The organism is Thiomonas delicata, assembly GCF_900088825.1.
GTDB classification, from domain to species: Bacteria; Pseudomonadota; Gammaproteobacteria; order Burkholderiales; family Burkholderiaceae_C; genus Thiomonas_A; species Thiomonas_A delicata.
Window position 1 is genome coordinate 405,466 of sequence record NZ_LT592170.1, and the last position, 26,013, is coordinate 431,478.

The 26,013-nt window shown below is 69.1% G+C and carries 18 protein-coding genes and 1 pseudogene; 15 read left to right on the top strand and 4 right to left on the bottom strand.

Annotation, left to right across the window (positions count from 1 at the left end):
* Positions 1-63 precede the first annotated feature (63 nt).
* The 4 genes from THIARS_RS02015 (at position 64) to THIARS_RS02030 (ending at position 3,843) form a co-directional block, all read left to right on the top strand.
* The gene (locus THIARS_RS02015; RefSeq protein ID WP_094159246.1) at positions 64-1,200 is read left to right on the top strand and encodes a glycosyltransferase family 2 protein; all 1,137 of its coding nucleotides are present in this window, start codon (positions 64-66) and stop codon (positions 1,198-1,200) included.
* A 76-nt stretch (positions 1,201-1,276) separates the two neighbouring features.
* Positions 1,277-2,062, top strand: a complete 786-nt coding sequence (locus THIARS_RS02020; RefSeq protein WP_094159247.1) for a polysaccharide deacetylase family protein — start codon at positions 1,277-1,279, stop codon at positions 2,060-2,062.
* A complete protein-coding gene (locus tag THIARS_RS02025) occupies positions 2,022-3,533 on the top strand; it encodes an O-antigen ligase family protein (protein WP_094159248.1) in 1,512 nt (503 codons plus the stop codon). The genes THIARS_RS02020 and THIARS_RS02025 overlap by 41 nt, the downstream gene beginning before the upstream one ends.
* A complete protein-coding gene (locus tag THIARS_RS02030; protein ID WP_245845433.1) occupies positions 3,514-3,843 on the top strand; it encodes a glycosyltransferase in 330 nt (109 codons plus the stop codon). Before THIARS_RS02025 ends, THIARS_RS02030 begins: the two co-directional genes overlap by 20 nt.
* A gap of 159 nt (positions 3,844-4,002) precedes the next feature.
* Here THIARS_RS02030 and THIARS_RS02035 read toward each other — a convergent pair whose 3' ends face one another.
* Entirely contained in the window at positions 4,003-5,358 is a 1,356-nt protein-coding gene (locus THIARS_RS02035) for an IS1182 family transposase (protein WP_094159249.1), read from the bottom strand.
* Between the two features lie 47 nt (positions 5,359-5,405).
* Between THIARS_RS02035 and THIARS_RS02040 the strand changes: the two genes are divergently transcribed.
* The 6 genes from THIARS_RS02040 to THIARS_RS02065 all read left to right on the top strand — a co-directional run bounded on the left by THIARS_RS02040 (position 5,406) and on the right by THIARS_RS02065 (position 11,967).
* On the top strand, positions 5,406-6,269 hold the full coding sequence (locus THIARS_RS02040) for a glycosyltransferase (protein ID WP_094159250.1): 864 nt from the start codon (positions 5,406-5,408) through the stop codon (positions 6,267-6,269).
* A gap of 34 nt (positions 6,270-6,303) precedes the next feature.
* Complete coding sequence (locus THIARS_RS02045) at positions 6,304-7,149, top strand: polysaccharide deacetylase family protein (RefSeq protein WP_094159251.1); 846 nt, start codon at positions 6,304-6,306, stop codon at positions 7,147-7,149.
* Entirely contained in the window at positions 7,146-8,276 is a 1,131-nt protein-coding gene (locus THIARS_RS02050) for a glycosyltransferase (protein WP_094159252.1), read from the top strand. The genes THIARS_RS02045 and THIARS_RS02050 overlap by 4 nt, the downstream gene beginning before the upstream one ends.
* 98 nt (positions 8,277-8,374) lie before the next feature.
* Entirely contained in the window at positions 8,375-9,133 is a 759-nt protein-coding gene (locus THIARS_RS02055; protein WP_186436535.1) for a YdcF family protein, read from the top strand.
* A gap of 78 nt (positions 9,134-9,211) precedes the next feature.
* Positions 9,212-10,399 carry a glycosyltransferase family 4 protein gene (locus THIARS_RS02060; protein WP_245845436.1) on the top strand — a complete coding sequence of 396 codons (1,188 nt, stop codon included), beginning with the start codon at positions 9,212-9,214 and terminating at the stop codon, positions 10,397-10,399.
* A gap of 23 nt (positions 10,400-10,422) precedes the next feature.
* Positions 10,423-11,967 (top strand): lipopolysaccharide biosynthesis protein, encoded by a 1,545-nt coding sequence (locus tag THIARS_RS02065; RefSeq protein ID WP_245845443.1) that lies wholly within the window; start codon positions 10,423-10,425, stop codon positions 11,965-11,967.
* Here the strand turns inward: THIARS_RS02065 and thpR are convergent.
* Positions 11,955-12,536: an RNA 2',3'-cyclic phosphodiesterase gene (thpR, locus tag THIARS_RS02070; protein ID WP_245845445.1), complete on the bottom strand. Its 582-nt coding sequence runs from the start codon at positions 12,534-12,536 to the stop codon at positions 11,955-11,957. The genes THIARS_RS02065 and thpR overlap by 13 nt on opposite strands.
* A gap of 159 nt (positions 12,537-12,695) precedes the next feature.
* Between thpR and THIARS_RS02075 the strand changes: the two genes are divergently transcribed.
* The gene (locus tag THIARS_RS02075; protein ID WP_094159254.1) at positions 12,696-13,679 is read left to right on the top strand and encodes a ChaN family lipoprotein; all 984 of its coding nucleotides are present in this window, start codon (positions 12,696-12,698) and stop codon (positions 13,677-13,679) included.
* 49 nt (positions 13,680-13,728) lie between these two features.
* The gene (locus THIARS_RS02080; protein WP_094159255.1) at positions 13,729-14,673 is read left to right on the top strand and encodes a DMT family transporter; all 945 of its coding nucleotides are present in this window, start codon (positions 13,729-13,731) and stop codon (positions 14,671-14,673) included.
* A gap of 23 nt (positions 14,674-14,696) precedes the next feature.
* On the opposite strand, the gene THIARS_RS02085 is transcribed toward THIARS_RS02080, so the two are convergent.
* Together THIARS_RS02085 and THIARS_RS02090 are read right to left on the bottom strand one after the other, a co-directional pair.
* Complete coding sequence (locus tag THIARS_RS02085; RefSeq protein ID WP_094159256.1) at positions 14,697-15,179, bottom strand: DUF2147 domain-containing protein; 483 nt, start codon at positions 15,177-15,179, stop codon at positions 14,697-14,699.
* Entirely contained in the window at positions 15,149-16,003 is an 855-nt protein-coding gene (locus THIARS_RS02090) for a sulfurtransferase (RefSeq protein WP_094159257.1), read from the bottom strand. Before THIARS_RS02090 ends, THIARS_RS02085 begins: the two co-directional genes overlap by 31 nt.
* A gap of 105 nt (positions 16,004-16,108) precedes the next feature.
* Here THIARS_RS02090 and THIARS_RS02095 point away from each other — a divergent pair.
* From THIARS_RS02095 to THIARS_RS02105, 3 genes and pseudogenes are all read left to right on the top strand, one after another.
* A pseudogene (locus THIARS_RS02095) lies at positions 16,109-17,437 on the top strand (MFS transporter); the annotation flags it as partial.
* 128 nt (positions 17,438-17,565) lie between these two features.
* Positions 17,566-19,425: an AMP-binding protein gene (locus THIARS_RS02100; RefSeq protein WP_186436536.1), complete on the top strand. Its 1,860-nt coding sequence runs from the start codon at positions 17,566-17,568 to the stop codon at positions 19,423-19,425.
* 49 nt (positions 19,426-19,474) lie between these two features.
* Complete coding sequence (locus THIARS_RS02105; protein ID WP_094159260.1) at positions 19,475-25,999, top strand: non-ribosomal peptide synthetase; 6,525 nt, start codon at positions 19,475-19,477, stop codon at positions 25,997-25,999.
* Positions 26,000-26,013 lie beyond the last annotated feature (14 nt).

Genomic DNA, 26,013 nt, shown 5'->3' on the forward strand with positions numbered 1-26,013 from the left:
GCAACCCCGCCCCGAAGCACGAGCCAACCGATCCGCCAGCGCCCGCCCCACGCCGCCCAGACCATGTCCTCCGCAGCCATCGCCTTCTGGATCTCCAGCCTCTTCATCGCCTACACCTACGTCGGCTACCCGCTGCTGGTGGCGGCGCTCTCGCGCCTGTGCCGCCGCCATCCCTGCGCGCTGCTGGACGACGCGGCCCTGCCGCGCGCCACGGTCGTGATGGCCGCCTACAACGAGGGCGCCAGGCTGGCGCAGAAGATCCGCAACCTGCGCGCGCTGGACTATCCGCAGGACAAGCTCGACATCCTGGTCGTCTCGGACGGCTCCACCGACGGTTGCGCCGACGCCGTGCGCGACATGCCGGGCGTGCGCGTGCTGGCCTATCCGCAGCGGCAGGGCAAGGCCCATGCGCTGAACCTGGCGCTGGCCGAGGTGAGCACGGAATTCGTCGTGTTCTGCGACGTGCGCCAAGACCTGCAGCCGCAGGCCGCGCGCCGCCTGATCTCGGACTTCTGCGACGCCGACGTCGGCGCCGTCAGCGGCGAACTCGTGCACCGCCCCGGCGCGACGCAAGCCGGGGCGAGCATCGGCCTGTACTGGCGCTACGAGAAATGGATTCGCAAGTCCGAGAGCCGGCTGCATTCCACCGTCGGCGCCACCGGCGCGCTCTACGCCATCCGCACGCGCGACTACCAGCCGCTGCGGCCCGACACCATCCTCGACGATTTCGAGATCCCCATGCACATCGCGCGCCAGGGCAAGCGCACCCTGCTGGAGAGCCAAGCGCATGTCTACGACACCCTGCAAACCCAGTCCGCCGCGGAGCAAAAGCGCAAGATCCGCACCCTCACCGGCAATTTCCAATCGTTCACCAGACATCCCTGGCTGTTCTCGCCGCTCGACAATCCGGTGTGGTTTCAGTTCATCTCGCACAAGGTGTTCCGGCTGGCCGTGCCCTATGCCCTCGTCGTCGCCCTGCTTTCCAGCGCCATCGCGCCGGCCATGCCCTACCGCGCCGCGTTTGCGCTGCAGCTCGGCTTCTACCTGCTGGCCGCCGCCGGGCAATGGGCTCCCGCGACCCGGCGCAACAAGCTGGTCAGCTTCGCCCACGTCTTTTTCGACATGAACGCCGCCGCCGTCGTCGCACTCACGCGCTTTCTGGCCGGCCACGCCAGCGCCAAATGGGAAAAAACCACATGATCCCTTTGCACGTAGGCCCGGAAATGCACGTCCCTTTCCGCTTGTCTGGAATGGGGAACATGCCAGGGAGTCCTCCATGAATCGCGTGGTCGTGCTGATGTATCACGCGCTGTATGCCGACGCGCAGGGACTCGACGCCATCGCGGCCGAGGACAGGCCCTACGCCATCTCCACCCGAACCTTCGCCCACCAGCTCGAACTGCTGCGCGACGCCTCGATTCCGGTGCTCGATCCGGCGCAACTCGAAACCGGCCGGACCGGCGGCAGCGGCGTGATCCTCACCTTCGACGACGGCCACGCCAGCAACGCCGAACTCGCCCTGCCTCTGCTGGCCGAACGGGGCATGAGCGCGGCGTTTTTCGTCACCACCGGTTTCATCGGTCAACGCCCGGGATATTGCTCGTGGGAACAACTGCGCGCCCTGGCGCGCGCCGGCATGCTGGTGGGCGGGCACGGCCACACCCACCGGTTTCTCAGCGACCTTCCGCCGCCGCAGATGCACGACGAACTGCGCCAGTCGCATGCATTGCTGCGCAACGCGCTGCATCAACCCGTCGCCCAGATGTCCTTCCCCGGCGGGCGCCATAACGCCGCCGTGCTACAAGCTGGGCTGTCGTGCGGTTTCCAAGTCTTCCATGGCTCCGAGGTCGGCATGCTGCGACCTCACGCCCCCTTGGCGGGACAACCCCTGCCGCGCATCGCCGTGCGGCGCGGGATGCGCGACGCGGCATTCCTCGATTACGCCCTGGCGAGACCAGGCCGCATGCTGCTGGCACGCGGTCTGGCGCAAACCAAGACCCTGGCAAAACACATCATCGGCAATGAGCGCTATCACCAACTCTACGCGAAGATCAAAAGCTGAAGCGCCGCAGCCTGCGGACCCTGGCACCGAGTCCAGCGACTGGGCCGGCGCGCCGCTGCGCTCCACGCTGCGCCTGCTCGCCGTCCCGGCGGTCTTTGCCATCAGCCTGACCGTCTTCAGGATCCATACCAATGCCTTCATCCTGTACGGATTCGCGGCCCTCTTCGGATTGCTGCTGCTGGTGCAACTGCGCAAGGGCCCGGAGGCTCTGCTTGCGGTGCTCATCATCTACATGCCCCTGGCGCGGCTCTATGCGGCGCGGATCGCGCCCGGGCTCAACGGAACCAATTCGCTCGAACTGCTGTTGATTGCCGTGTGGATCATCAGCGCATACAAAAACCAGACCAAACTCTTTAGCCCCTACCCCTTCACCCGCATGGTGAGCCTTTGGCTGGGACTCGCCCTCATCTCCGTCTTCACGGCGATGGCGCGCATCGGTCTTCACCCGTTCATCTGGAATTATCTCGAGCCGCTGCGCGGCTTTCTCGATCAGTTCATCATTTTTTTCCTGTTCGTCAACGTCATCCGCGACAAGAACATGGCGCGGAGGCTGATCGTTTACATGATGGTTTCGGCCGCGATCATCTATGTGTTCGGCCTGCATGAATGGTGGGAAACGCGCAATTACGCCAGTATCGAAAAGTCGCGCCTGCTGGGACCCGTGGGACAACCGAACGACTTCGCGGCCCAGGTCATTTACGCCTTCGCCCCGATCCTGGCCTATGGGGCGTATTACTTTCCGCGCTGGAAATCGCTGCGCCTGGCGCCGCTTGTGCTGGTGGGCCTGCGGGTGCTCCTCGCCGCGTTTTCGCGCGGCGCCTATCTGGCGTTCGCCATGGAGTTGATGACCCTGTCTTTCGTCAAGAGCAAGAAATTCCTCGTGCTCGTCCTGCTGGTGCTGGGCACGATCTATTTTTTCATTCCGGAGCTCGTGCCGAACTCCATGAAGGCGCGCGTCGAGCAGACCTACACCGACCGCACGCCGGGCGCCGAAATCGATAAAAGCGCCGACTCGCGCCTCATCCTCTGGAACGCCGCCATCACGATGTCGCTCGAAAGCCCGCTTCTGGGCAAGGGTTTCGATCAGTTTTCCAGCTTGGTCCCGAGCTACGTTTCCGGCTACTACAGCGGCGTGACGGGCGGCGCGACCGACAACCAGAACATGTTCCTCTATGCCGCGTCGAACATGGGCATCCCCAGCCTGCTGACGCTGCTGGCCATCCTCGCCGCCCTGGTCTGGCGCAGCTGGGGGCTCTACCGCCGCGGGACTTGTGACATCGATCGCATCATCGGCCTGGGCGCGGTCGCCATCGTCGCCGGGTTGGTTGGCGTCAACATGTTCGGCACCCATGTCATCGATACCTCGGTGGACGGATTTTTCTGGGTCTATCTCGCCATCGTCGCGCGTCTGCTGCCCCCGGCGGCTCAGCCCACATCTGCGAAGAACAAACATGCCCCACGCCGACGCTGACTCTCCGCTGGTCGTCCACATGATCGACGAATTGCCGCGCGACGGCGCCGAGATGCTGTTGCTCGACCTGATGCGGCACCGCGAGCCCGGGTTCCGCTATGCCGTGGTTTGCATCATCCGCGGCGGCCCGCTCGAGGAGGAGTTCGCCCGCATCGGCATTCCCGTAATCATTTTCGGCCGGCGCGGCAAGCTCGATGTCTCGCTGGTACTGCGGCTCGCATCCTGGTTGCGGCGCAACCAGGCGGCCATCGTGCACACCCACTTGTTCACAGCCGACACTTATGGCCGGCTAGGAGACCGTCGGACTTAAGCCCGAGGGGCGGGTGGCGGCGGCGAGCGGCGCGGTTTTTGCGTGACCCGGCACGCCGCCAGCGTCTTCATCACTTGCACAGGCTCCTGGGCGGCCCGTTGGGGCGCGTAGCAGGTCGTGCGGTGGGGCGTGATCTGGGCGCACTTCCCCCTTTGCTCGTCACCTGGCGCGCAGCACATGCATGCGCTTGATGTTCCAGGCCATGGTCACGAGGTTCCACTCGCCTTGCGCCTTGTGCAGTCCGCGCATGCTCATCTGACGCCAGCCCATGACGTGCTTGATGATGCCGAACACGGGCTCGACGGTCTGCTTGCGCAGTTTGTACAGCGCCCGGCCTGCCTGTGTGGACAGGCGGTGGGCCATGTTGGCGACCGGCTCCGCAGTTCGCGGCGCGTCGGGGTCGGGCCCAAACCGTTCGGCCAGTGGCACGTGATGCGACTCGCGCTTCATCGCCAGCAGCGGCTCGATTCCCGCCTGCACGCAGGCGACCACGTTCGCCTGGCTGCAAAAGCCGTTGTCGGCGACCAGGGTCTGCACGGTGCCCAGCGCCTCGGGCAACGCCGCTATCTGCTCCAGCGTGGGCACCACTTCGCGCTTGTCATTGCAGGACTGCGTGACGTGCGCGGTGACCACCATCATCGTCTCGATGTCCACGCCGGCTTGGGCGTTGTAGCTCTGCTCGAAGCCGCCGCCGGACACCGGCATGATGCGCGACTCCTCGTCCGTCAGGTTGACCTGGTCGCCGTCCTGGGGACCGGCCTGGGGCGGCTCGGGATCCCGCCCGCGCGGCTTCTTGCCAGCCTCGCGCTGGGCGCGGCGCTTGGCCTCTTTGGCCTCAAACTCCTGCTGCTCCGCCTTGAATCGTTCGGCGGCGCGTTGCGCAATCTTGGCCTTGGCCTGCGCGATGGCGCGCAGACGGTCCTCGCGGCGGGCAATCTCGGCGGGCACATCCATGCCATCGGGCGCGCTGGATCCATCATCCTTCTCCGCCCGCGCCAACAGGTCCTGGACTTCCTGGCGCAACTGCGCCTCGATCTTGTTGGCATGACCCCACGACAGCGCCTTGTGCTTGCTCGCGTTGGCTCCAATCTTGGTGCCGTCCAGCGCAATGTGACCGAGCTTGAGTAACTTCATCTCGCGCGCCAGCACCAGCACCTGCACGAACAGCGCCTCGATCTCCTTCAGAAAGCGCCGACGGAACGTCGCCAGCGTGTCGTGATCGGGATGCGTATTGGCCGCCACAAAGCGGAACGCCACCGAGTCGTAGGTCGCGCGTTCGATCTTGCGGCTCGAATGCACCCCGTTGGCATACCCGTAGATCAGCAGCCCCAGCAGCACCGCAGGGTGATGCGCGGCAGAGCCACGGCCCGCGTACTGCTTGACCAGATCGTCCAGATCAAGCCGATCAATCACTTCGACCACAAAGCGCGCAAGGTGATCACTGGGCAACCACTCGTCCACCGAAGGCGGCAGAAGGTAGGCCGTGTCTCGATCAACACAAACAAAGCGGCTCATCGCGAGGAACTCCTCAATGCACTGTCGCCATTGTCTCGGATTGATCCATCAGGCGTAAGCCTGGAAAGTCCGACAGCCTCCTAGCGGCGAAACTCGCCGGCGTGCCTGTGGTGTTCTCCACCGTGCACAACATCGTCAACCCCTGGAAGGGCGGTTTCCGCAAGGGCATCGACCGGCTGTTCGCCCGCCTGAGCACCCGCGTCATCGGCTGCAGCGAGGAAGTCACGCAGGCCCTGGCCACGCGCGACGGCATTCCGGCCGAGCGCCTGATGGCGATCCCCAACGGCATCGATCTCAGGAAGTTCGCGCAGGTTTCCGGCGAAGGCGTGCGCGCCGAATTCGGTCTTCCCGCCGATCGCCCCCTCCTCGGCGTGGTGGGCCGGCTCCACCCGCAAAAGGGCCACGAAGACCTGTTCCGCGCCCTCGCGACCATGCCGCAAGCCCGCGCCGGAGAGGTGTCTTGCCTGGTGGTCGGCACCGGCGAGCTGCAGGACGCGCTGCACGCCATGGTCCGGCAGATGGGGCTCGAGCCTTGCGTCGTCTTCACCGGCATGCGCACCGACGTGCCGCGCCTGGTCGCGGCGCTCGACGTCTTCGTCATGCCCTCGCGCTGGGAAGGCCTGCCCATCGCCCTGCTGGAAGCCATGGCCAGCGCCAAACCGGTGATCTGCACGCGGGTCGGCGGCATACCCGACGTGGTGCGCGACGGCGACAACGGCCTGCTGGTCGACGCCTCCGATCCCGCGCAACTGCAGCAGCGCATCGCGCAGCTGCTGGACAGCCCGGACGAAAGAACGCGGCTGGGTCTGCGCGCACGGGACACGGTGATCGAGCGCTTCGACGTCACGCGAACCGCCGCGGCCTACAACAACCTGCACAGGCAAGCGCTCGGCCTGGCCCCCGCCGCATGAGGGCGGCGACCCCGCACAAGGAAACCACCACGCCATGAGACGCCTGCTCGCCACCGCCATGTGGCCCTACGCCAAGCTCGCCGGCGCGCTGCGGCCGGGCCTGCGCATCCTGATGTACCACCGTGTCGCCGATGGACAGGGCTACGATCAGCTCACGGTGTCGTCCGCGCGCTTCGAACGCCAGATGCGCCACCTCGCCGCGCACGCGCACGTGGTCAGCCTGGCCGACGGCTTGGCGGCGCTGCGCGCCGGCCGTCTGCGCCGGCCGCTGGTGGCGGTGACGTTCGACGACGGCTATCTGGACAACCTCACCCACGCCGCGCCCATCCTGGCGCGTCACGGCATCCCGGCGACGATCTTCGTCACCACGCGCTTTTGCGACCAGACCCTGAGCCATCCCCGCTACGGACAAGCCACCCAGCGCCTGCACCTGAACTGGGACGAAGTGGCGCAGCTCGCGGCGATGCCGGGCATCACCATCGGCTCGCACACCGTGAGCCATCCCTATCTGCCGACGCTGGACGAAGCGCAGGCGCGGCATGAGATCGCGGAGAGCCGGCGCCAGATCGAGGTCCATCTCGGGAAGCCGGCGGATTATTTCTGCTACCCGTCCGGCGACCTGGGCGCGCGCGAGCGCCGCTTGGTGCAGCAGGCCGGCTATGCCGCGGCCGTCAGCGTGGCGCCGGGCGCCAACCATGCCGGCGTCGATGTGCTGCAACTCAAGCGCACCGAGATGACCGACCGCGACGACGCCTTCGACCTCGCACTCAAACTCGCGGGCGCCTTCGACCCGATGCACCGCCTGCTTCACGCGCGCAGGCAGCGCCGGTTCGCGCAGCGCCATGCCAAACCCAGTTCCCCCATGCCCATCGAGCCATGAAAATCCTCTACTTGATGACCGAGCCCTTCGGCATCGGCGGCGTGCAGACCGACATCCTGACCCTGACCGAGGACCTCAGCGCCAAGGGCCACGTGGTGTACGTGGCCACGACCGAGGGCGTGCTGCTCGCGGAGTTGATTGCCAAAGGGGCGCGGCACGTGGACATCGACTTCCATTTCAGCGATGCGAAAAAACTGCTCGGCGCGATCCGCCAGCTGCGCCGCGTGGTGCGCGAGCAGGGCATCGAACTCATCGCGCCGCAATCGGTGCGCTCGTCGATCGCCGCCTACATCGCCCTGCGGCTGATTCCCCACGGCTACCGTGTGCGGGCCACGCGCCGGCGCCCGCCCATCGTCACCACCATTCACAACATCCACAACCCGAAGAATTTCCAGTACGCTGGCAAGATCCTGCGCACCTGCGCCGACTTCGTCATCTTCGAGTCGCACTACGAACGCAACCGCCTGCTCGACAACGGGCTGCATCCGGAGAAATCCGCGGTCATCCACAGCGGCATCGACCTGTCCAAGCTGTCCAGCCCCAGCCGCGCGGAGCAGTTCGCGGCGCAGTACGGCATCGACCCGGCCGAGCATTTCGTCTACGGCATCGTCGCCCGGCTGTCCGAGGAAAAAGGGCATTGCTATCTGGTGGACGCCTTCGCCCGCGTGGCGCAAACCCAGCCGCAGGCGCGGCTGATGGTCGTCGGCGACGGCCCGCTGCTCGACGCGGTGCAGCGGCAGGTCGCCGCCCTGGGTCTGCACGGCCGGGTCATTTTCACCGGCATGCAGCGCGACATCGCCTCGCACCTGGCGCTGTTCGACGTGTTCGTGCTGTCGTCCACGCGCGAGTCGTTTCCGCTGTCCGCCCGCGAGGCCATGGCCGCCGGGCGCGCGGTGATCGCGCCGCGCATCGGCGGCTGCCCCGAGGTCGTCGATGACAACGTCACCGGCCTGCTGTTCGAAGCCGCCAACGTGGACGATCTTGCTGCGAAAATGACCGCCTTGAGCGACCGCCGGATCAGCACGTCGATGGGACAGGCCGGGCGCCAGCGCTCCGAACGCCTGTTCTCGCGCGAGTCATGGGTGAACGGCGACGAGAAAATCTACCTTGAATGGGCGGCGGGTTGAAAGGCGCGTGCCGCGCCGCACGCACCGACTCCGCGTTCCGCCATCGTCGACATCCGGCACGGGCATGTCCTCCTGCCGCCACCTCCTGATGCTTGCCCTTGAAAACCTGGATCGAACTCCTCATCGCCCCTGTCTCCGTCATCACTTGGGGATTGCTCATCCTCGCCTTGCTGACGTTCTGGAAATCGCGCGACTGGCTTCTGCGAGGCTTTGCGCTGGCCCTGGCGGCATTGGCCTTCGCACTGACCATTCCGCTCACGGCCAATGAGGCATTGGGGGCGCTGGAAGCAGCCGCCCGCCGCGACGCCGCCTGCGGTCCGCCGCCGCCAGGAAGCATCATCATCGTGCTGGCCGGCGGCATCTACGGCGAACCGCCGAAGGTGACGGATTTCTCCGATCTCAAGCAGGAAAGCATCCGGCGCCTGATGTCGGCGGCCATGCTCGCGCTGCGCACGCCCGGCAGCCGGCTGCTGATCTCGGGCGGCGCAGGCGGCCGATACCGCGAGGCCGACATCATGGGCGCCCTGGCCCGGCAGATGGGCTTTCCGGCCTCGCGCATCATGCTCGACCGCACCTCGCGCACCACCTACCAGAGCGCGCGCAACGTGGCCGCGATGCTGGCCGGCGACCGTCAAGCGCCGCGCTACCTGCTGACCTCGGCCTACCACATGCCCAGGGCCTTGATGGCCTTTCGCGACAGCGGCCAGCAGGTCTGCGCCCTGCCGGTGGATTTCAGGGCCATCGAGATGCCTCCCTACGAAATGCTGACGCCGCAACTCAGCGCCCTGGGCAAGATGACCGAGGCCCTGCACGAGTTCATCGGCATCGTGTTCTACCGCCTCGTCAAGTTTTCATGACACCCGATCGTGGGATGGGCGCTGTCATGCCGCCTCGGTAGGCTCCAGGTCTCGCCCATGCCCAGGTCGCCAAGCCCCATGCAAACCGCCGCCAACCCCGCCATCCCCGTCGCGGTGTCCGGCATGACCCCGGCCCCGCGGCGCATCCTGATGGTGGTGGACGGGCGCTACCCCGCCACCGGCGGCGCCGAGATGCAGGCGCGCCTGCTCAGCGCCGCATTCAGCCGCGAGGGTCACAGCGTGCGGGTGCTGGTGCCGCATCTCGAACCCGAACGCCCGCGGCGCGAGACCATCGATGGCGTGCCGGTGCACCGCCTGGCCTACCCGCGCATCAAGGGCTTCGGCGCCATCCTGCTCAACCTGCGCTTCGCCGCCTACCTGTTGCGCCATCAGCACGAGTTCGACGCCATCCACATCCACATGATGCACAACCTGGCGGGCGCCGCCGGCTGGCTGCGCCCCTGGATCAGACCGACGCTCACCGTCAAGGTGTCGGGCGCGGCGGAGTTCCAAGGCGGCATCCTCGATCCCTCGCTGCGCCACAAGCTGGTGCACCGCCTGCTCAACGCCGGGGCGAAACGGGCCGACGCGTTCCAATGCATCAGCCGCTACACGCTGGAGATGATGCGCGGGGCCGGCTACCCGGCGGCCAAGCTGCACCACGTGCCCAACGCCGTGGACTGCGCCCGCTTCGCCCGTCGCGGCGAAACCGCCGGCACGCTGCGCGTGGTGTTCGTCGGCCGGCATGTCGCGGTCAAGGCCCTGGACGTGTTGCTGCGGGCCTGGGCGACGGTGCGGCGCCCGGCAGGCGCGCAGCTGGTCCTTGCCGGCGACGGCCCGGAACGCGCACGCCTGATGACGCTGGCCGAAACCCTCGGCTTGGCCGATTCCGTGGAGTTCCCGGGCCTGGTGCACGACGTGCCGGCCCTGCTCGCCACGGCCGCGGCGTACGTGCAGCCGTCGCACCAGGAGGGTCTGCCCAACGCCGTGCTGGAAGCCATGGCGGCGGGCTTGCCGGTGGCGGCCACGCGCATCAGCGGGCACGAGGACATCATCGTCGAGGGCGACACCGGCCTGCTGGTGCCGCCCGGCGACCCCGCGGCCCTGGCTGGCGCGCTGCAGCGCCTGCTGGACGACGCCGCCTTGCGCGAACACCTCGGGCAGCGCGGCGCGGCCTACGTCGCCACGCATTTCGCGATCCCCGTCGTCCTCGCCCGCCTGCTCGAACTGTATGCGCGCCCCCACAGCCCGGTGCGCCCCGCATGACGGCACTCCCGCCCCGCGATGCCATGCCGGAACCCTCCTCAGACTCCGCCGCCCAGGCCGCCACCATGCCACGCCCGCCAGGCGCGCTGGCGCGTCTGGCGCGCCACACCTCGAACTATTCGGTCGGCACGCTGCTGATCACCCTGGCGAGCATCATCTCGTTTCCCATCTTCACCCGCGTGTTCTCGGTGGCCGAGTACGGCGTGCTCGGGCTGGTCAACGTGACGCTGGGCTTTCTCGTCAGTTTCGGCAAGCTCGGCCTGCAGAAATCGGTCGTGCGCTTCTATGCCGAGGTCGAGGCCGGCACGCGGCCCGGCAACAAGGTCGAGTTCTTTTCCACCGTCTTGTTCAGCATGGTGGCGGTCGGCGCGGCCATCGCCGCGGCCAGCGCGGCCATCGTCCTGCTGCTGCCCCGGGCCTGGTTCGGCCACAGCGGGGCGCAACTCGTCATCGCGCTGGCCGCGCCGCTGGTCCTGTTTCGCGTGGTCGACAGCGCCATGCTCAATCTGGTCAATGCCGAGCAAAAGAGCGGCTTCTACAGCCTGTTCACCGCCGTGCGCAAGTACGTCGGCCTGGCCATCGTGCTGCTGGTCCTGTTCCTCGTGGCGCGCAATCTGTATGGTTTTTTCTTCGGCACCATGCTCGCCGAAGGCCTGGCGCTCGCCTACATCGTCCACCACTACGCACGGCAGCACCTGTTCGACCTGCGCCGCTTCTCGCGCCCGCTGTTCATGGCCATGCTCACCTTCGGCCTGCCGCTGCTGGGCAGCGAGCTGTCCTACCAGTTGCTGGCCATGGGCGGGCGCTACATCATCAACTACCAGCTCGGACCGCAGCAACTGGGCGCCTATTCGGCCGCCTACAACTTTTCCGAATACCTGCAAAACATCCTCACGCTCTCGTTCGCCCAAGCCATCGTGCCCATGTACCTGCGCCAATGGGAGAAGGATGGCCGCGAGAAAACCGAGGCCTTCCTGCAACTGTCGCTGCGCTATTACCTGGCGCTGGCGCTGCCCATCCTCGCCGGCATGGCCGCCATCGGGCCCGATCTGCTGCGCCTGCTGGCGTCGGACAACTACGTGGTGAGCGCCTCGCTCATCGTGTTCATCGTCGGCGGCATGCTGGTGGCCGGCGGCACGCCGATCTTCAGCGCCGGCATCTACATCGAGAAGCTCACCAAGGTCGTGCTGTATTCGGTGCTCGCCAGCGCGGTGCTGAACATGGCGCTCACGGCCTGGCTGACGCGGCCGCTGGGGATCGAAGGCGCGGCCTTGGCCACGCTGGCCAGCTACCTGCTCTACTCGGCGGCGACGACCTATTACGGCCGCCGCACCGTGCATGTGCGCATGCCCTGGGCCGATCTGGCCAAGTTCACCGCGCTGGCCCTGATCATGTACGGCGCGGTCACGCACATCACGCTGAACCCCCTGGCGCTGCGCATCGTCGTGCAGATCGCCGCCGGCGCCCTGCTCTACGGCGCCTTGCTGTTGCTGACCGATCGTCCGATCCGCGAACTGGCATCGAAGGGCATCGCGCGTCTGCGCCTGAAACGCGCTCAGCGCCCCTGAGCCAAGCGCCAATTGTCCAGTACCGCATAGCGTCCGCTGCCAAGCACGGACTGCGCCAGCGACAACGCGTCAGCCAACCACACCACCGGGACGAAAGCCTCCGGAGGCCGGGCGGCCTGGGCGCGGCGCGCCAAGGTGACGTGGGGGCGAAAGGCGCGCGCGTCGTGCGGAACACCGGCCTGGCGCACGGCGTCCAACAGCGCCTGCCGCAACGACGCCAGTTCGCGCGGCGGCTGGCTCGGCGCCAGATGGGCGATGCCGCCACGCGGCCAGAGCGCGGCGGTGTCGAGTTGCAGCCTGAACCCTGGCGCCTGCGCGGCGATGTGCTGGCCGATGTCCGCCAGGACCTGCAAGGAGGACTCGGGCACGCCGTCCATGAACAGCAGGGTCAGGTGCAGTTTGTCGGACGGGGTGGGCCGGGCCGGCGCCGAAAAACGCCATTGCCCCGCATGCTGCATCAATGCCGCGCGCACGCTGGGCTGGGGCCAGAGCGCGAAAAACAGGCGCATGCCGTCGCGACCGGAACGCGCGGCGGGCCATGGATCGGGCTGAACGGATGGAACGGACATGCGGGACTCCCGGCATGGTTTCTGGACGTTGGCGGCGGGATTCAGCCTAGGGCGCGCGACCGGAATTGTCGAGGTCGCGGCGGCGATCGCATCATCCGTCGGCGGCGTGCTTGGAATCGGTATGATCGCTGCGCCGCCGGCCGCGACGACAATCTCCTCATGACACCGCCCACCCGCCCCGACGCCATGCGCAGAGGCCTTGTCGTGGCCCTGGCCCTGGGCTGTGTGCTTCCAGGCCGAGGCCGCGCGGCAGAAGGTCTCACCGCGTCCCTTCCCTCGCTGCCCCGTTTCACGCAGACGCACCACGCGAACGCGCCCCTGGCCGGGCGCATCCTCGGCGTCGGCGGCGCCGCGCTCGATCCCGCGCAACTGGTGGACCGCTGCGCCGCGGCCTCCCTCTGCATGGTTGGCGAGCAGCACGACCACCCGGACCACCATGCTCTGCAGGCCTGGCTGATCGAGGCGTTGGCCGCGCGCGGCCGCCTCGCGGCCGTGGCGCTCGAAATGGCCAACGCCGGCACGCGCTTCGACGGCCCGCGCGACGCCTCCGAAGCCGCCGTGCGCGAGGCGCTGCGCTGGAATTCGCGGGGCTGGCCCTGGGCCCTGTATGCGCCGCCGGTGATGGCCGCGGTGCGCGCCGGCGTCGGGGTGTCCGGCGTGAACCTGCCGGACGCGGCGATGAAAGCCGCCTATGCCGACCCTCGCTGGGATGCCAGCGTGCCTGCCGCCGTGCGCGAACGCGTCATCCGGGAGGTGGTCGACAGCCATTGCGGTCTGCTGCCCGAGGCGCAGGCCGCCAAGATGGCGCGCGTCCAGTTCGCCCGCGACGACAGCATGGCCGGCCATGCCCTGGCGCTTGTGCGGGCGGGGAAGACGGTGGTGGTGCTCACCGGCAGCGTTCATGCCGACCGCGCCCTCGGCATCGCCCTGCACCTCGCGGCGCATGCGGCACCCTCCGGCGCCGACCGGCCCGTGCGCGTATTCAGCTTGCTGTTGCAGGGGCTGGCCGACGACACGCCCGCGAACGTGCCGCAAGGCTATGACGCGGTGTGGTTCACCCCGGCCACGCCGCCGGTCGATCATTGCGCGCAACTCAAACGGCAGCTCAACCGACGCGCCGACGGCGGCCGTCCGGCGAACTGAGCACCCGCGGCAGCGCGCCGTCCCGGCCCGCCTCCTGCACAATGCCGGGATGGATTTTTTCATCTTGCTGCTGGGCGGGGCGGTGCTGGGCCTGGTCGGTGTCCTCGTGCGCCTCGCCGGCGATGCCGGGGTCGGCCCGTTCGCCAGCGCGTTCTGGCGCATGGCGCTGGCCACGCCGGTGCTCGTCGGCTGGGCGCTCTGGGCGGCCCGCGCCGCGGCGAACAAGGCGGCAGCCCCCGCTCCGATCGCCGCAACGACGCCGGACCCTGCGCCGAACGTTCGCCTCGAATGGCGCAAGGCCGCGCCGCCGCAACTGCTCGGCGCCTGGCCGCAGTGGGCGCTGATCGCGCTGGCCGCCGGGATGTTCGCCGGCGACCTCATCCTCTACCACCTGGGCCTGTTCTGGACCACGGTGGCCAACGCGACGCTGGAATCCAACCTCGCGCCCATCGTCATCACGCTGGCGCTGTGGGCCTTCACCCGGATCGCGCCGCGTCCGGTGTTCCTGTTCGGCCTGGCGTGCGCGCTGGCCGGCGCGCTGCTGATGATCGGCCCGCATCTGGGGCGCGGCCGCGCGTTGCTGGGCGATGTCTGCGGCGTGACTTCGGCCCTGTTCTATGCCGGCTACCAGGTCAGCGTGCAGCAGGCCCGCCAGCGCCTGGACACGCTGCCGCTGATGGCCTGGGTCACGGCCGGCGCCACGCTGGCCCTGCTGCCCTTCGCGCTGCTGGAAGGACGCATCTGGCCGACGGCGCCCATCGGCTGGATCTGGCTGGTGGGTCTGGCGCTGCTGGTGCAGATCGGCGGGCAAGTGGTCATCGCCTACGCCGTCAAACACCTGAGCCCGGCGCTTTCGTCCGTGGGCCTGCTGGTGCAGCCGGCGACGTCGGCGGTGTATGCCTGGGTCCTGCTCGGCGAGGGCCTGGGAAGCTGGCAGCTGGCCGGCGCCGGACTGGTGCTGGCGGGCATCTATCTGGCGCGGCGCGGCATGTAGATGTGCCGCGGGCGTCGCGCCACTCAGGGTTCGCGCACCCAGGTCTGGGTACGCCCGAGCAGGGGAATGCCGATATAGCCGCGCATGTGCAGTTCCGCGCCACCGTCGATCAGCGTGGCCTTGCAGTGGTAGGTCTTGCCGCTGTCGGGGTCGAGGATCTCGCCCCCGCTGTAGCTCTGCGCGCCATCGGGTCGCAGACCGTGCAGGATCTGCATGCCGATGATCTTCTGGTCCTTCAGCGCCCCGCTGCACAGGGTGCAGATGCGGTTGGGATCGGCGCCCGGCACCAGCCCTTTGATCACGGTGCCGGCATAGCTGCCGTCGGCTTGTTCGACGATGCGGATCAGCGCCTTGGGCTTGCCCGTCTTATCGTCGATGGTCTTCCAGGTTCCGGCGATGGTCAGATTCTGGGCCCAGCTCGCCGCGGCGGCACCCGCGAGGCACAAAGCCGCTAACAGGCGCGTGGCGACGCGCGTCACGCGGCTTGAGGCACTGCAGTTGGACATGGTTCACCTTGCGCATGGTCTCGGGAGCTTGCGGGCGCGCGCGCCTCGGGCACCGCCTGGGGAGCGAGGCCCGCGTCCAGGACCTCGCGCTCGTCGAACACGAAACAGCCGCCGCTGTAGTGCGCGGCGCCGACCCGTTCGAAGTATTTGAGGATGCCGCCGTCGAGCTGGTAGACGCGCTCGAAACCGGCGGCCTGCATCAGCAGGGCGGCCTTCTCGCAGCGGATGCCGCCGGTGCAATACGTCACCACGGTCTTCCCGTTGAAACGCTGCGCCTGGGCCTCGACCGCCGGCGCGAAATCGCTGAAGCGCCGGATGCGGAAATCGACGCAGCCGTCGAAGCCGCCGAGGTCGCGCTCGAAGGCGTTGCGGGTGTCGAGCATGACGACCGGCCGTCCCTCGTCGTCGCGCCCCGCCGCCAGCCAGCGCTCGAGGGTTTCGGGAGCCACCGCGGGCGCGCGCCGGCTGGATGCCGGGCGGATCTGCGGGCGGTTCAGGGTGATGATCTCGCGCTTGAGCTTCACCTTCATGCGGCGAAACGGCTGGACCTGCGACCAGGACTCCTTGGGCGCGAGGTCGGCAAACCGCGCGTCGGCACGCAGCTCTGCGACCATGACGCGGACCGCCTCGGCAGCGCCGGCGAGGAACAGGTTGATGCCCTCGGCGGCAAGCAGGACCGTGCCCTTGAGCTGCAGCGCCTCGCATCTGCGCGCGATGCGCTCGCGCAGCGCCGGCAGGTCGTCGAGGGCGATGAATTTGTAGGCCGAGATGTTGAGCGCCGACGCGGGCGCAGAATCCGGATGCGGGTTTGGCGTGGCAGGCATGGGAGAAGTCTACCGAGGTTGATGCCTGCGCAAGACCGAGCGAACCCGTATCTGTGACACGCCCTTGTGCCATCATGCGCGCTGCACGCACAGCCGACCCGATCCATGCACGCGCCCGACACCGCTCGCCCCAACCAGTTCGCCCTGCTCGGCCAGCGCCGCTTCGCTCCGTTCTTCTGGACCCAGTTCTCCGGCGCCGGCAACGACAACCTGTTCAAGTTCGCCTTCACCGTGATGGTGACCTACCGCGCCGAGGCCGCCTCCACCCTGTCCGCCGGCCTGATGGTGAACCTCATCGCCGCGCTGTACATCCTGCCCTTCGTGCTGTTCTCCGCCACCAGCGGGCAACTCGCCGACAAGTTCGACAAAGCCGCGCTGATGCGCAAGGTCAAGACGCTGGAGATCGGCATCATGCTGCTCGCGCTCTGGGGTTTCGTCAGCGGCAGCGTGCCGGCGCTGCTGGCCTGCGCCTTCGGCATGGGCCTGCACTCGACCCTGTTCGGCCCGGCCAAATACGCTTATCTGCCGCAGCACCTGAACACGACCGAACTCACGGGCGGCAACGGCATGACGGAAATGGGCACTTTCGTCGCCATCCTGCTCGGCAACCTCGCCGGCGGGCTGCTGATGACCTTCGAGCGGGGCCCGCTGCTGGCGGGCGGCGCTTGTCTCGCGGTGGCGCTCGCCGGATGGACGGTGGCGCGCTTCATTCCGGCCACCGCTGCAGTGGAACCCGGGCTGCGCATCAACTGGAACCCCTTCACCGAGACCGCGCGCAACATCAGGCTGGTCGCCTCGGACCGCACCGTGCTGCAGGCGCTTCTGGCCATTTCCTGGATGTGGTTCTACGGCGTGGCCTTTCTCACCCAGTTCCCGGTGTTCGCCAAGGGCGTGCTGGGCGGCGACGAAGCGGTCGCCTCGCTGCTGCTGATGGTGTTTTCCATCGGCGTCGGGTTGGGCTCGCTGGCCTGCGAATGGCTGGCCCGAGGGCGGGTGGAAATCGGCCTGGTGCCGCTGGGCGCCATCGGCATGACGGTCTTCGGCGTCGACCTCTACGTCGCCACGCGGGACCTGCCGCACGGCGCCGCGCTACAGGGGGTGGCAGCCTTCGTGCGCGACCCCGCGCACTGGCGCGTGATGGCCGACCTGTTCCTGCTGTCGGCCAGCGCCGGGATCTACAGCGTGCCGCTGTACGCGCTGATCCAGCATCACACCCCCGACACGCACCGGGCGCGCGTGATCGCCGCCAACAACATCATCAATGCCATCTACATGGTGGTGTGCTCGGGCTATTGCGCCGGCCTGCTGGCGGCCGGCGTGAGCGTGCCCGTGCTGCTGTTGAGCGTGGCCCTGCTCAACGCGCTGGCCGCCGCCTGGCTGGTGTGGCGCCAGCCGCTCTACGCGCAGCGCTTCGTGGCATGGGCGCGACGACGCGGCGGCGGCGCGGCGGCGGCAAGCGGCTCGCGCCCGAATCGGTTCTGATCGCCCCCTCATTCGGGCGTGCCGGCGGCCCGGCCCGGTCGATAGACTGGGGTTCCACGGGACAACGAGCGCGCGCAATCATGGAACACCATGCCGACCCAGCCCAAGAACAAACCTTGCTCGGCCGGCTGACGCGTCAAGCCCGGGTCAGCCCCGAAACCCTCGCCCTGCTCGCCCCCGGACATGCCCCGATCTCCTACGCCGCGCTGGCCGGCGTGCTGCGCGGTCTGCCGGCCTGGCTGGCCTCGAAGGGTCTGAAGCCGGGCGCGCGCGTGGCGGTGCAGATGCCGAACGGCCTGCCGCTTGCCGTCGCGACCCTGGCGCTCGGCGCATGGGCGACCGCGGTCCTGGTCAATCCGGCGCTCGGCGACGTCGAGCGCCTCGCGATGCTGCGCGACGCGCGCCTGGACGCCCTCCTCGGCCTGCCGGACGACGCGGCTGCGGCGGCCCAGGCCGAGATGCTCGGCCTGCCCTATTTGCCCTTCGACCTGCGGCGCGCGCTCGCGCCCGCGCCCGCCGGCCCGCCCGACAACTGGCGCGAACCCGGACCGCAGGACGCGGCCTTCGTCCTGTTCAGTTCCGGAACGACCGGAAAACCCAAGCGCATCCCGCTGGAACAGGCCAAGGCGCTGCACGCGGCACGCAACATCGGCCGCCATTTCAGGATATCGCCGGCGGATCGCGGGCTGCTCGTGATGCCCACCCACCATATCCACGGCCTGGTCGGCGGTCTTCTGACACCGCTGGTCAACGGCTCTTCGGTGGTCTGCACGCCGGGGTTCGATCCGCAGGCCTGGCTGCTCTGGATCCAGGACTTCAACCCGAGCTGGTACACGGCATCGCCGACCCTGCACCGCGCCTTCCTTCAGCTCGGCGAGCGTTACCGGGAGGCGTTGCCCGAGCATCGCTTCCGCTTCATCCGCTCGTCGTCGTCGGCGCTGCCGGCCGATGTCCAGACGCAGCTCGAGACCATGACCCGGGCCCCGCTGATCGAAACCTACGGCATGACCGAGGCGGCGCACCAGTTGACGGCGAATCCGCTGCCTCCGGAGCCGCGCAAGCCGGGCTCGGCGGGTCGTGCGGCGGGCGTCGAGCTGCGCATCGTCGACGATGCGGGACGCGAGCTCCCGCCCGATCGGCTCGGGGCCGTGGTCGCGCGCGGCCCGACCCTGTTCAGCGGCTATGAAGAACCTTCCCGGGACGATGTTCCCGCTTTCCAGGACGGCTGGTTTCTCACCGGCGACCTCGGCCGGCTCGATCCTGACGGATATCTGTATCTGGCGGGTCGCACCAAGGAGATCATCAACCGCGGCGGCGAGAAAATCGCGCCGGTCGAAGTCGAGCAGGCGCTGCTGCAGTTGCCGGGCGTGCAGCAAGCCGCCGTGTACGCCGCCCCGCATCCCTCGCTGGGCGAAGACGTGCACGCAGCCGTCGTGCTGGGCGCCGACTGCCCTGCCGATGCGCAAGCGCTGCGCGCCGCCCTCGCCGGGCGCATCGGCCAATTCAAGATTCCCGCGCAGATTCACATCGTGGCGCAGATCCCGACCGGCCCGGGCGGCAAGGTGCAGCGCCTGAAACTGCACGCGCAAATCGCCGCGCTGGTCAAACCCCCGGAGCATGCCGCCCTGACCGATCCGCTGCAGCTCAGGCTCGCGGCGCTGTTCGCCGCGGCCCTGGGCTGTGCCGTGACCGACGGCAACGCTCATTTCATCGCCCTGGGCGGCGACTCCCTGCTCGCCGTCGGCGTGGTGCAGGCGGTGAACCGGGAATGGGGGCTGGATCTTGCCGCAACGGCACTGCTGGCCAAGCCGAGGCTGGCGGATTTCGCCGCCGTCGTGCAGGCCGCCATCGAAGAAGCCGACGCCGCCTGCCGCGCCCTGCAGGCGGATCTCGACGCCCTCGGCACTGACGAGATCGCCCGCCTGCTCGCGCAGGCCTGATGGCCGATCGAACCGCACATCTCCACGTCGATTCCCTCGCCGCCACGCCATGCGCACACCACCATCGGCTTCGGATGAAGCGTCCGCCGCCGCGTCCGAGGCGCGCGACGCGCAGCGGCGCCTGCTGGCCCGAGCACTGCTTCGACAGCGCGCCCAGGCCGCGCCCGCGGCGCGAGAGGCCGACCCCGGCGAGAATCCGGCCCCCCTGTCCCATGCACAGGAGGGCCTGTGGTTCCTCGCCCAGCTCGAGGGCGGCGCATCGGCCTACAACAGCGGCTCGGTGACGCGGCTGCACGGCCCCCTGGACGGCGACCGCCTCGAGTTGAGCCTGCGCGCGCTCATCGCCCGGCATGGTGCGCTGCGCACGCGGTTTGCGTCCGGCCCCGGCGGCCCGTTCCAGCAGGTGATGCCGGCCGGCGCCAGTGCCGCCGCCTTCGCGCTTCAACGCCTGACCCTGTCCGGCGACGAGGCGCAAGACGGCCCGCTGGCGCAACGCGTCGAAGCCATCCTGGCCCAACCCTTCGACCTTGCGTGCGCGCCGCTGCTGCGCGCCGTGCTGCTGGCCGTCGCGCCGGAACATCATCTGCTGGTCCTGGCGCTGCATCACATCGTGGCCGACGGCTGGTCGATGCGCGTCATCCACCGGGAACTTGGACAGATCTACGCCCACGGCGGCTCGGCTTGCGGCCTGCCCGAACTGCCGCTCACCTTCGCCGCCCACGCCGCGCATCAGCGCCAGCGCGATGCCAGCGCCGCGCTGCAAGCCGATTTGCAGTACTGGCGCGCACAGTTGCGCGACCTGCCCAGCCTCGAACTGCCCACCGACAGGCCGCGACCCGCGCGGATGAGCTTTGCCGGGAAAACGCAGCGTTTCCACATCGACGCCAGCCTCGCCGCCGCGATGCAGGCGCTCGCCCAACAGCATGGGGCCACCTCTTTCATGGCCTTCCTCGCCGCGTTCCAGATCCTGCTGATGCGCCTGTGCGGGCAGCACGACATCCCGGTCGGCGTGCCGGTGGCCGGACGCGGCGACGCACGGCTGGAGAACGTGGTCGGCCATTGCGCCAACACCGTGGTGATGCGCGGCCGGCTCGACGGCGCGCCCGGCTTCATCGACGTCCTGCAGCGCACGCGCGCAACCGTCATCGACGCGCTGGCCCACGCCGAAATGCCGTTCGACCGCCTGGTGGCCGAACTCGCCCCGCGGCGCGACGCCAGCCGCAACCCCTTGTATCAGGCCTCGTTCGTGCTGGACGCATTTCCCGAGCGCACGATCGATGTGCCCGGCATCGCCGCCGTGCGCCTGCCGCTGGGGGCCAGCACGGCGAAGTTCGACCTGTCCCTGCGGCTGACCAGGTCCGATGCCGGACTCGACGCCGAGCTGTCCTTCCGCACCGACCTGTTCGAGCCGGCGACGGCCGCACGCATGGCGGCGCAGTTCCGCAACCTTCTGGCCAGCATCGTGGCCGACCCCGGGCTTGCGGTCGATCGCCTCGAGCTGCTCGACGCCGACGAACGCCGTCGCCTGCTCGTGGATTGGAACGACAGCGCGCGCTCCGCGCCGTGCGAGCAGGCCGTGCACGCCCTCTTTCGCAACCAGGCCCGCTCCACGCCCGATGCGGTGGCGGTGCGGCTCGGCCGCGAGTCGATGACATACCGGGAGCTGGATACGTTGTCCGAGCTTTGGGCGCAGCGGCTGCGCGAGGCCGGTGTGGGCACTGAGGCGGTCGTCGGCCTGTACATGGAACGCAGCTTCGCCCTCGTGGTGGGCATGCTGGCCATCCTCAAGGCCGGCGGCGCTTTCCTGCCGCTCGACCCCGAGTACCCCGCCGCGCGGCTGCGGATGATGCTCGAGGACGCCGCGCCGCGCCTCGTGCTGACGCAACACCGCCACGCCGCCGCGCTGCGCGCGGCGGCCAGCCCGGCGCGCGTGATGGAACTGCCCGACGACGGCGGCGCGGCCCCCGTCCACGACCTCCCGATCGTCGACGACGCGACCCGACCCGAGCACCTCGCCTACATCATCTACACCTCGGGCTCGACCGGCAGGCCCAAGGGGGCGCAGCTGCTGCATCGGGGTTTGAGCAATCTCTTGCTTTGGTACAACGACGCGCTCGATATGACGCCCGCCGACCGCGTCCTGCAAAAGACCACGATCAATTTCGACGCCTCGATTCGGGAGATCCTGTCACCACTGGTTTGCGGCGCGCAGCTCGTCCTGGCCGAACCCGGCGCGCAGCGGGACATGGCACGCACGGCGGCGATCCTGCGCGAGCAAGACATCAGCGTCGCGGGATTCGTTCCCTCCGCCTTGCGCGTGCTGCTGGCCGAACCCGCGTTTGCGGCATGCACCCGCCTGCGCTACATGGTCGCCGCCGGCGAGGCCCTCGATCGCGCGCTGGCCGAGTCGTTCTTCAAGGTCCTGCCGCAGGCCAGATTGGGCAATTTTTACGGCCCCAGCGAAGCCACGGTCGACAGCGCCTGGTACGAGGTTCGCCGCCCCCTGCCGGATCGGCACGCGATCCCCATCGGTCGCCCCGTCCCGCATTTGCAGCTCTACGTCCTCGACCGGCATCTGCAGCCGCAGCCGATCGGGGTGGCCGGTGAACTCCATGTCGGCGGCATCGGGGTGGGCCGCGGCTACCTGAACCGCCCGGAACTCACCGCGGAACGCTTTCTGCCGAATCCCTTCCGCCCCGGCGAGCGCATCTACCACACCGGGGACCTGGCGCGCTGGCTGGCCGACGGCAGCGTCGAGTTCATCGGCCGCGCCGACCACCAGGTCAAGCTTCGCGGCCATCGCATCGAGCTTGGCGAGATCGAGTCCGCGCTCGACGGCTGCGCGGGCGTGCGCATGAGCGCGGTGGCCCTGCATGGCGACACCCCCGAACGGCAGCGCCTCGTCGCCTATGTCGTCGCCGAACAACCGGACGCGCAACGTCTGCGCCAGGCGCTCAAGGCGGGGCTGCCGGAGCACATGATTCCCGCGACCTTCGTCTTCCTCGACGCCCTGCCGCGCCTGCCCAACGGCAAGCTCGACCGCGGCAGCCTGCCGCGGCCCGACGACGCCCCCGATCCGACCCGCCATGCAGCGCCTCGCTCGGGCCTGGAATCGAGCCTGCTCGAGATTTGGAAGGCGGTGCTGCCGCAAAGGCACTTCGGAGTGCACGACAATTTTTTCGATCTCGGCGGGCATTCCCTTTCCGCGACCCAGGTGGCCTCCCAGATCCGCGCCACGCTGGGCCTGACGCTGCCGTTGCGCACCCTGTTCGAGCACACGACCCTCGCCGAGCTGGCGCAGGCGCTCGAGCCCATGCTCGAACACGGCGAATACCAAAGCGCCCCCGACCCCATCGCGCGGGCAGCCCGGGGCGGGCGCATGCCCGTGTCGTTCCCGCAGCGGCGCATGTGGATGCTGCACCAGATGGACCCGCAGGGCGCTGCGTACAACATGTGCGCGGCCCTGCAGCTGCGCGGTCCGCTGGATCGTCCGGCACTGCATGCCGCGCTGGACGCGCTGGTGGCCCGCCACGAGGCGTTCCGCACGCGCTTCGAGTTCGGCGCGACCGAGCCCGAGGCGATCATCGACCCGTCCGCATCGGCGCGGCTGCAGGAGATTGACCTGCGGGCCTTGCCGGTGGCGGAGCACGACGCCGCGCTGCGGCGGCTGGCTGCGGCCCCCTTCGACCTGGCCCGGGGGCCGCTTTGCCGGCTGATCCTGGCAAACCGCGGCGCGGACGATCACGCCCTGGTCCTGGCGATGCACCACATCATCGGCGACGACTGGTCGTGGGGGATCGTGCTGGACGAGCTGTCGACGCTGTACCAGGCGCACCGCCGCGGCCAGGCTCCCGCCCTGCCGCCGAAACCGATCGACTTCGTCGACTACGCCGCCTGGCAGCGCCGCCACATCGACGACGCCACGCTGGATCGGCAGACCGGCTACTGGCTGCGGCAGCTCGACGGCATGAGCCCTTTGAACCTCCCCAGCGACACCGGCGCGGCGCAACGGCTGACCAGCCGCGGCGCCCGCGTGCGGCGCGAGTACGCCGACGCCTGGTTCGACGCGGTGCAGCGCTTCAGCGCACGGCAGGGCGTCACCCCGTTCATGACCCTGCTCGCGGCCTTTCAACTGCTGCTGTCACGCTGGTGCGGGCAGGACGACGTCACCGTGGGCACGCCGGTGGCCAACCGCACGCGCGTCGAAGCCGAGACCATCGTCGGTTCCCTCGTCAACACGCTGGCGATGCGCAGCGTGGTGCGCATGGACATGAGCTTCCGCGATGCGTTGCAGCAGGTGCGCGGCACGACCCTGGACGCCTACACCCACCAGGACATTCCCTATGACTACCTGGTCGAGCGGCTGCGCGAACAGGCCGGCCCCGGCGCATCGCCGGAGTTGCGTGTGCTGTTCAATGTGCTCAACACGCCGCAGCCTCCACTGCGCTGGGACGGGCTGGAAGCGCGGCACCTTCCGCTGCACCTCGGCGCGGTGCAGTTCGATCTGGCCCTGCACATCGACACTGAAGCCGAGAACACGCTGGTCCTGAGCTATGCAACCGAGCTGTTCGCCGAAGAGACGGCGACGAGCCTGCTGGACCTGTATCTGCACCTGCTCGACCAGGCGATGCAGGCCGCGGATCGGCCGCTGCGCGAACTCTCCTTCGTCACCCCGCGCGACCAGGCCTTGCTGTCCGCTTGGAACCGCACGTCGCGGGCCTACCCATCCGACCTGACCCTGCCGGATTTCCTGGCCGCGCAGCGCGGACGCCCGACGCCTGCCCTGCGCCTTGCGCCGGATCGGGCGCTGAGCCACGCGCAGCTCTGGGCCGAGGCCGACCGGCTCGCACACGCCCTGCGCGGGCGCGGCGTGCAGCGCGGCTGCCTGGTCGGGTTGAGCGCGGGGCGCGGCCCGGACATGCTGGTGGCGCAGCTGGCGGTCCTGCTGGCCGGCGCCGCCTATGTGCCGCTGGACCCGACCTATCCGGCACAGCGCCTGCACGCCATGGCCGAGGACGCCGGTCTGTCGCTGCTGATCACCCAGCAAGCGCTGCTCGATCTCTGGCAGGGGCTGGACCTGCCCCGGCTGCTGCTGGACGCCGAGGGGGCCGGCGTCGCGGCGCATGCCGGAGCACCGCTGCGACCCGACCCCGACCGCGACGCGCGGCCGCAAGACCCGGCCTACGTGATCTACACCTCGGGGTCCACCGGCCGGCCGAAAGGGGTGGTCGTGCCGCATCGCGCCGTGGTCAACTTCCTGGCATCGATGCGCGACGCGCCGGGTCTGTCGGCCGACGACGTGCTGCTGGCCGTCACCACGCTGAGCTTCGACATCGCGGTGCTCGAATTGCTCTTGCCGCTCGCGGTCGGCGCCAGCATCGTTCTGGCCAGCCGCGAGCAGGCCAGCGACGGCGCCGCGCTGCGCGGCCTCCTCGAAACCACGGGCGCCACGGTGATGCAGGCGACGCCCTCGACCTGGCGCATGCTCATCGACGCCGGCTGGGCGGGAGGGCCGGCGTTCAAGGCCCTCGTCGGCGGCGAGAGCCTGCCGCCCGACCTCGCGCAGGCCCTGCTGGCGCGCACCGGCGCGCTGTGGAATATGTACGGGCCGACCGAAACCACCGTCTGGTCCACCTGCTGGCGCGTGGTGCCGCCGGCGGCGGTCATCGCCATCGGCAAGCCCATCGCCAACACCCAGGTTCACGTGCTCGATGCCCAGGGGCGGCCCTGCCCGGTGGGCTTCAGCGGTGAAATGCATATCGGCGGCGATGGCGTCGCCACGGGTTATCTCAACCGTCCGGATCTCAGCGCGGAACGCTTCATTCCCGACCCCTTCAGCGCCCTGCCGGGCGCACGCCTGTACCAAACCGGCGACCGCGGCCGCTGGCGGCACGACGGCCTGCTCGAGCATCAGGGAAGGCTGGACTTTCAGGTCAAGCTGCGCGGCCACCGCATCGAGCTCGGTGACATCGAGGCCCAGCTCCAGGCTCATCCCGCGGTCAGGCAATGCCTGGTGATGGTGCGCGAAGACCGGCCCGGCGACGTCAGACTGGTGGCCTATGTGGTGCCCACCGGCGCCGAGCCGCAAGCGCAGGCGCTGAGAGATCACTTGCGCCGCAGCCTGCCCGACTACATGCTGCCGCAGCATTACGTGCTGCGGCGGGAGCTGCCGCTGTTGCCCAATGGCAAGGTCGATCGCCGTGCCCTGTCCGCCCCGCGCGAGGAGGCTCGCGCAGACTTCGCCCCGGCCGACCTGCCGTCCACGCCGATGGAAATCGCGCTGGCTCGCGTCTGGCAGGATTTGCTCGGCCTGGACGCCGTGAGCCGTCACGACAATTTTTTCGACCTTGGGGGCCACTCGCTGATGGCCACGCGCGCCGCAATCGAGTTTCAGCGCGTCAGCGGCGCGCGCCTCGAAACACGGCGCCTGATCTTCGAAACCCTGGCCCAACTCGCCGACGGCTGCGAGATCCGCGCACCGGATGGCCAACCTGGCGAGCGCGCGGCAAAGGCCCGGGCCGCAGGCGGCTGGTTCGCCCGCCTGGCGCTGCGCCTCGGGCTCGGCACGCACTGAGGCCCGCGGCGCCG

Bases quoted from the DNA above. Each gene is read 5' to 3' on its own strand.
- THIARS_RS02060 (WP_245845436.1), top strand. From the start codon at position 9,212: ATGCAAACCGCCGCCAACCCCGCCATCCCCGTCGCGGTGTCCGGCATG.
- THIARS_RS02085 (WP_094159256.1), bottom strand. From the start codon at position 15,179: ATGTCCAACTGCAGTGCCTCAAGCCGCGTGACGCGCGTCGCCACGCGC.
- THIARS_RS02025 (WP_094159248.1), top strand. From the start codon at position 2,022: ATGAGCGCTATCACCAACTCTACGCGAAGATCAAAAGCTGAAGCGCCG.
- THIARS_RS02100 (WP_186436536.1), top strand. From the start codon at position 17,566: ATGGAACACCATGCCGACCCAGCCCAAGAACAAACCTTGCTCGGCCGG.
- THIARS_RS02065 (WP_245845443.1), top strand. From the start codon at position 10,423: ATGCCGGAACCCTCCTCAGACTCCGCCGCCCAGGCCGCCACCATGCCA.
- THIARS_RS02080 (WP_094159255.1), top strand. From the start codon at position 13,729: ATGGATTTTTTCATCTTGCTGCTGGGCGGGGCGGTGCTGGGCCTGGTC.
- THIARS_RS02105 (WP_094159260.1), top strand. From the start codon at position 19,475: ATGCGCACACCACCATCGGCTTCGGATGAAGCGTCCGCCGCCGCGTCC.
- THIARS_RS02050 (WP_094159252.1), top strand. From the start codon at position 7,146: ATGAAAATCCTCTACTTGATGACCGAGCCCTTCGGCATCGGCGGCGTG.
- THIARS_RS02090 (WP_094159257.1), bottom strand. From the start codon at position 16,003: ATGCCTGCCACGCCAAACCCGCATCCGGATTCTGCGCCCGCGTCGGCG.
- thpR (WP_245845445.1), bottom strand. From the start codon at position 12,536: ATGTCCGTTCCATCCGTTCAGCCCGATCCATGGCCCGCCGCGCGTTCC.
- THIARS_RS02030 (WP_245845433.1), top strand. From the start codon at position 3,514: ATGCCCCACGCCGACGCTGACTCTCCGCTGGTCGTCCACATGATCGAC.
- THIARS_RS02035 (WP_094159249.1), bottom strand. From the start codon at position 5,358: ATGAGCCGCTTTGTTTGTGTTGATCGAGACACGGCCTACCTTCTGCCG.
- THIARS_RS02045 (WP_094159251.1), top strand. From the start codon at position 6,304: ATGAGACGCCTGCTCGCCACCGCCATGTGGCCCTACGCCAAGCTCGCC.
- THIARS_RS02015 (WP_094159246.1), top strand. From the start codon at position 64: ATGTCCTCCGCAGCCATCGCCTTCTGGATCTCCAGCCTCTTCATCGCC.
- THIARS_RS02020 (WP_094159247.1), top strand. From the start codon at position 1,277: ATGAATCGCGTGGTCGTGCTGATGTATCACGCGCTGTATGCCGACGCG.
- THIARS_RS02075 (WP_094159254.1), top strand. From the start codon at position 12,696: ATGACACCGCCCACCCGCCCCGACGCCATGCGCAGAGGCCTTGTCGTG.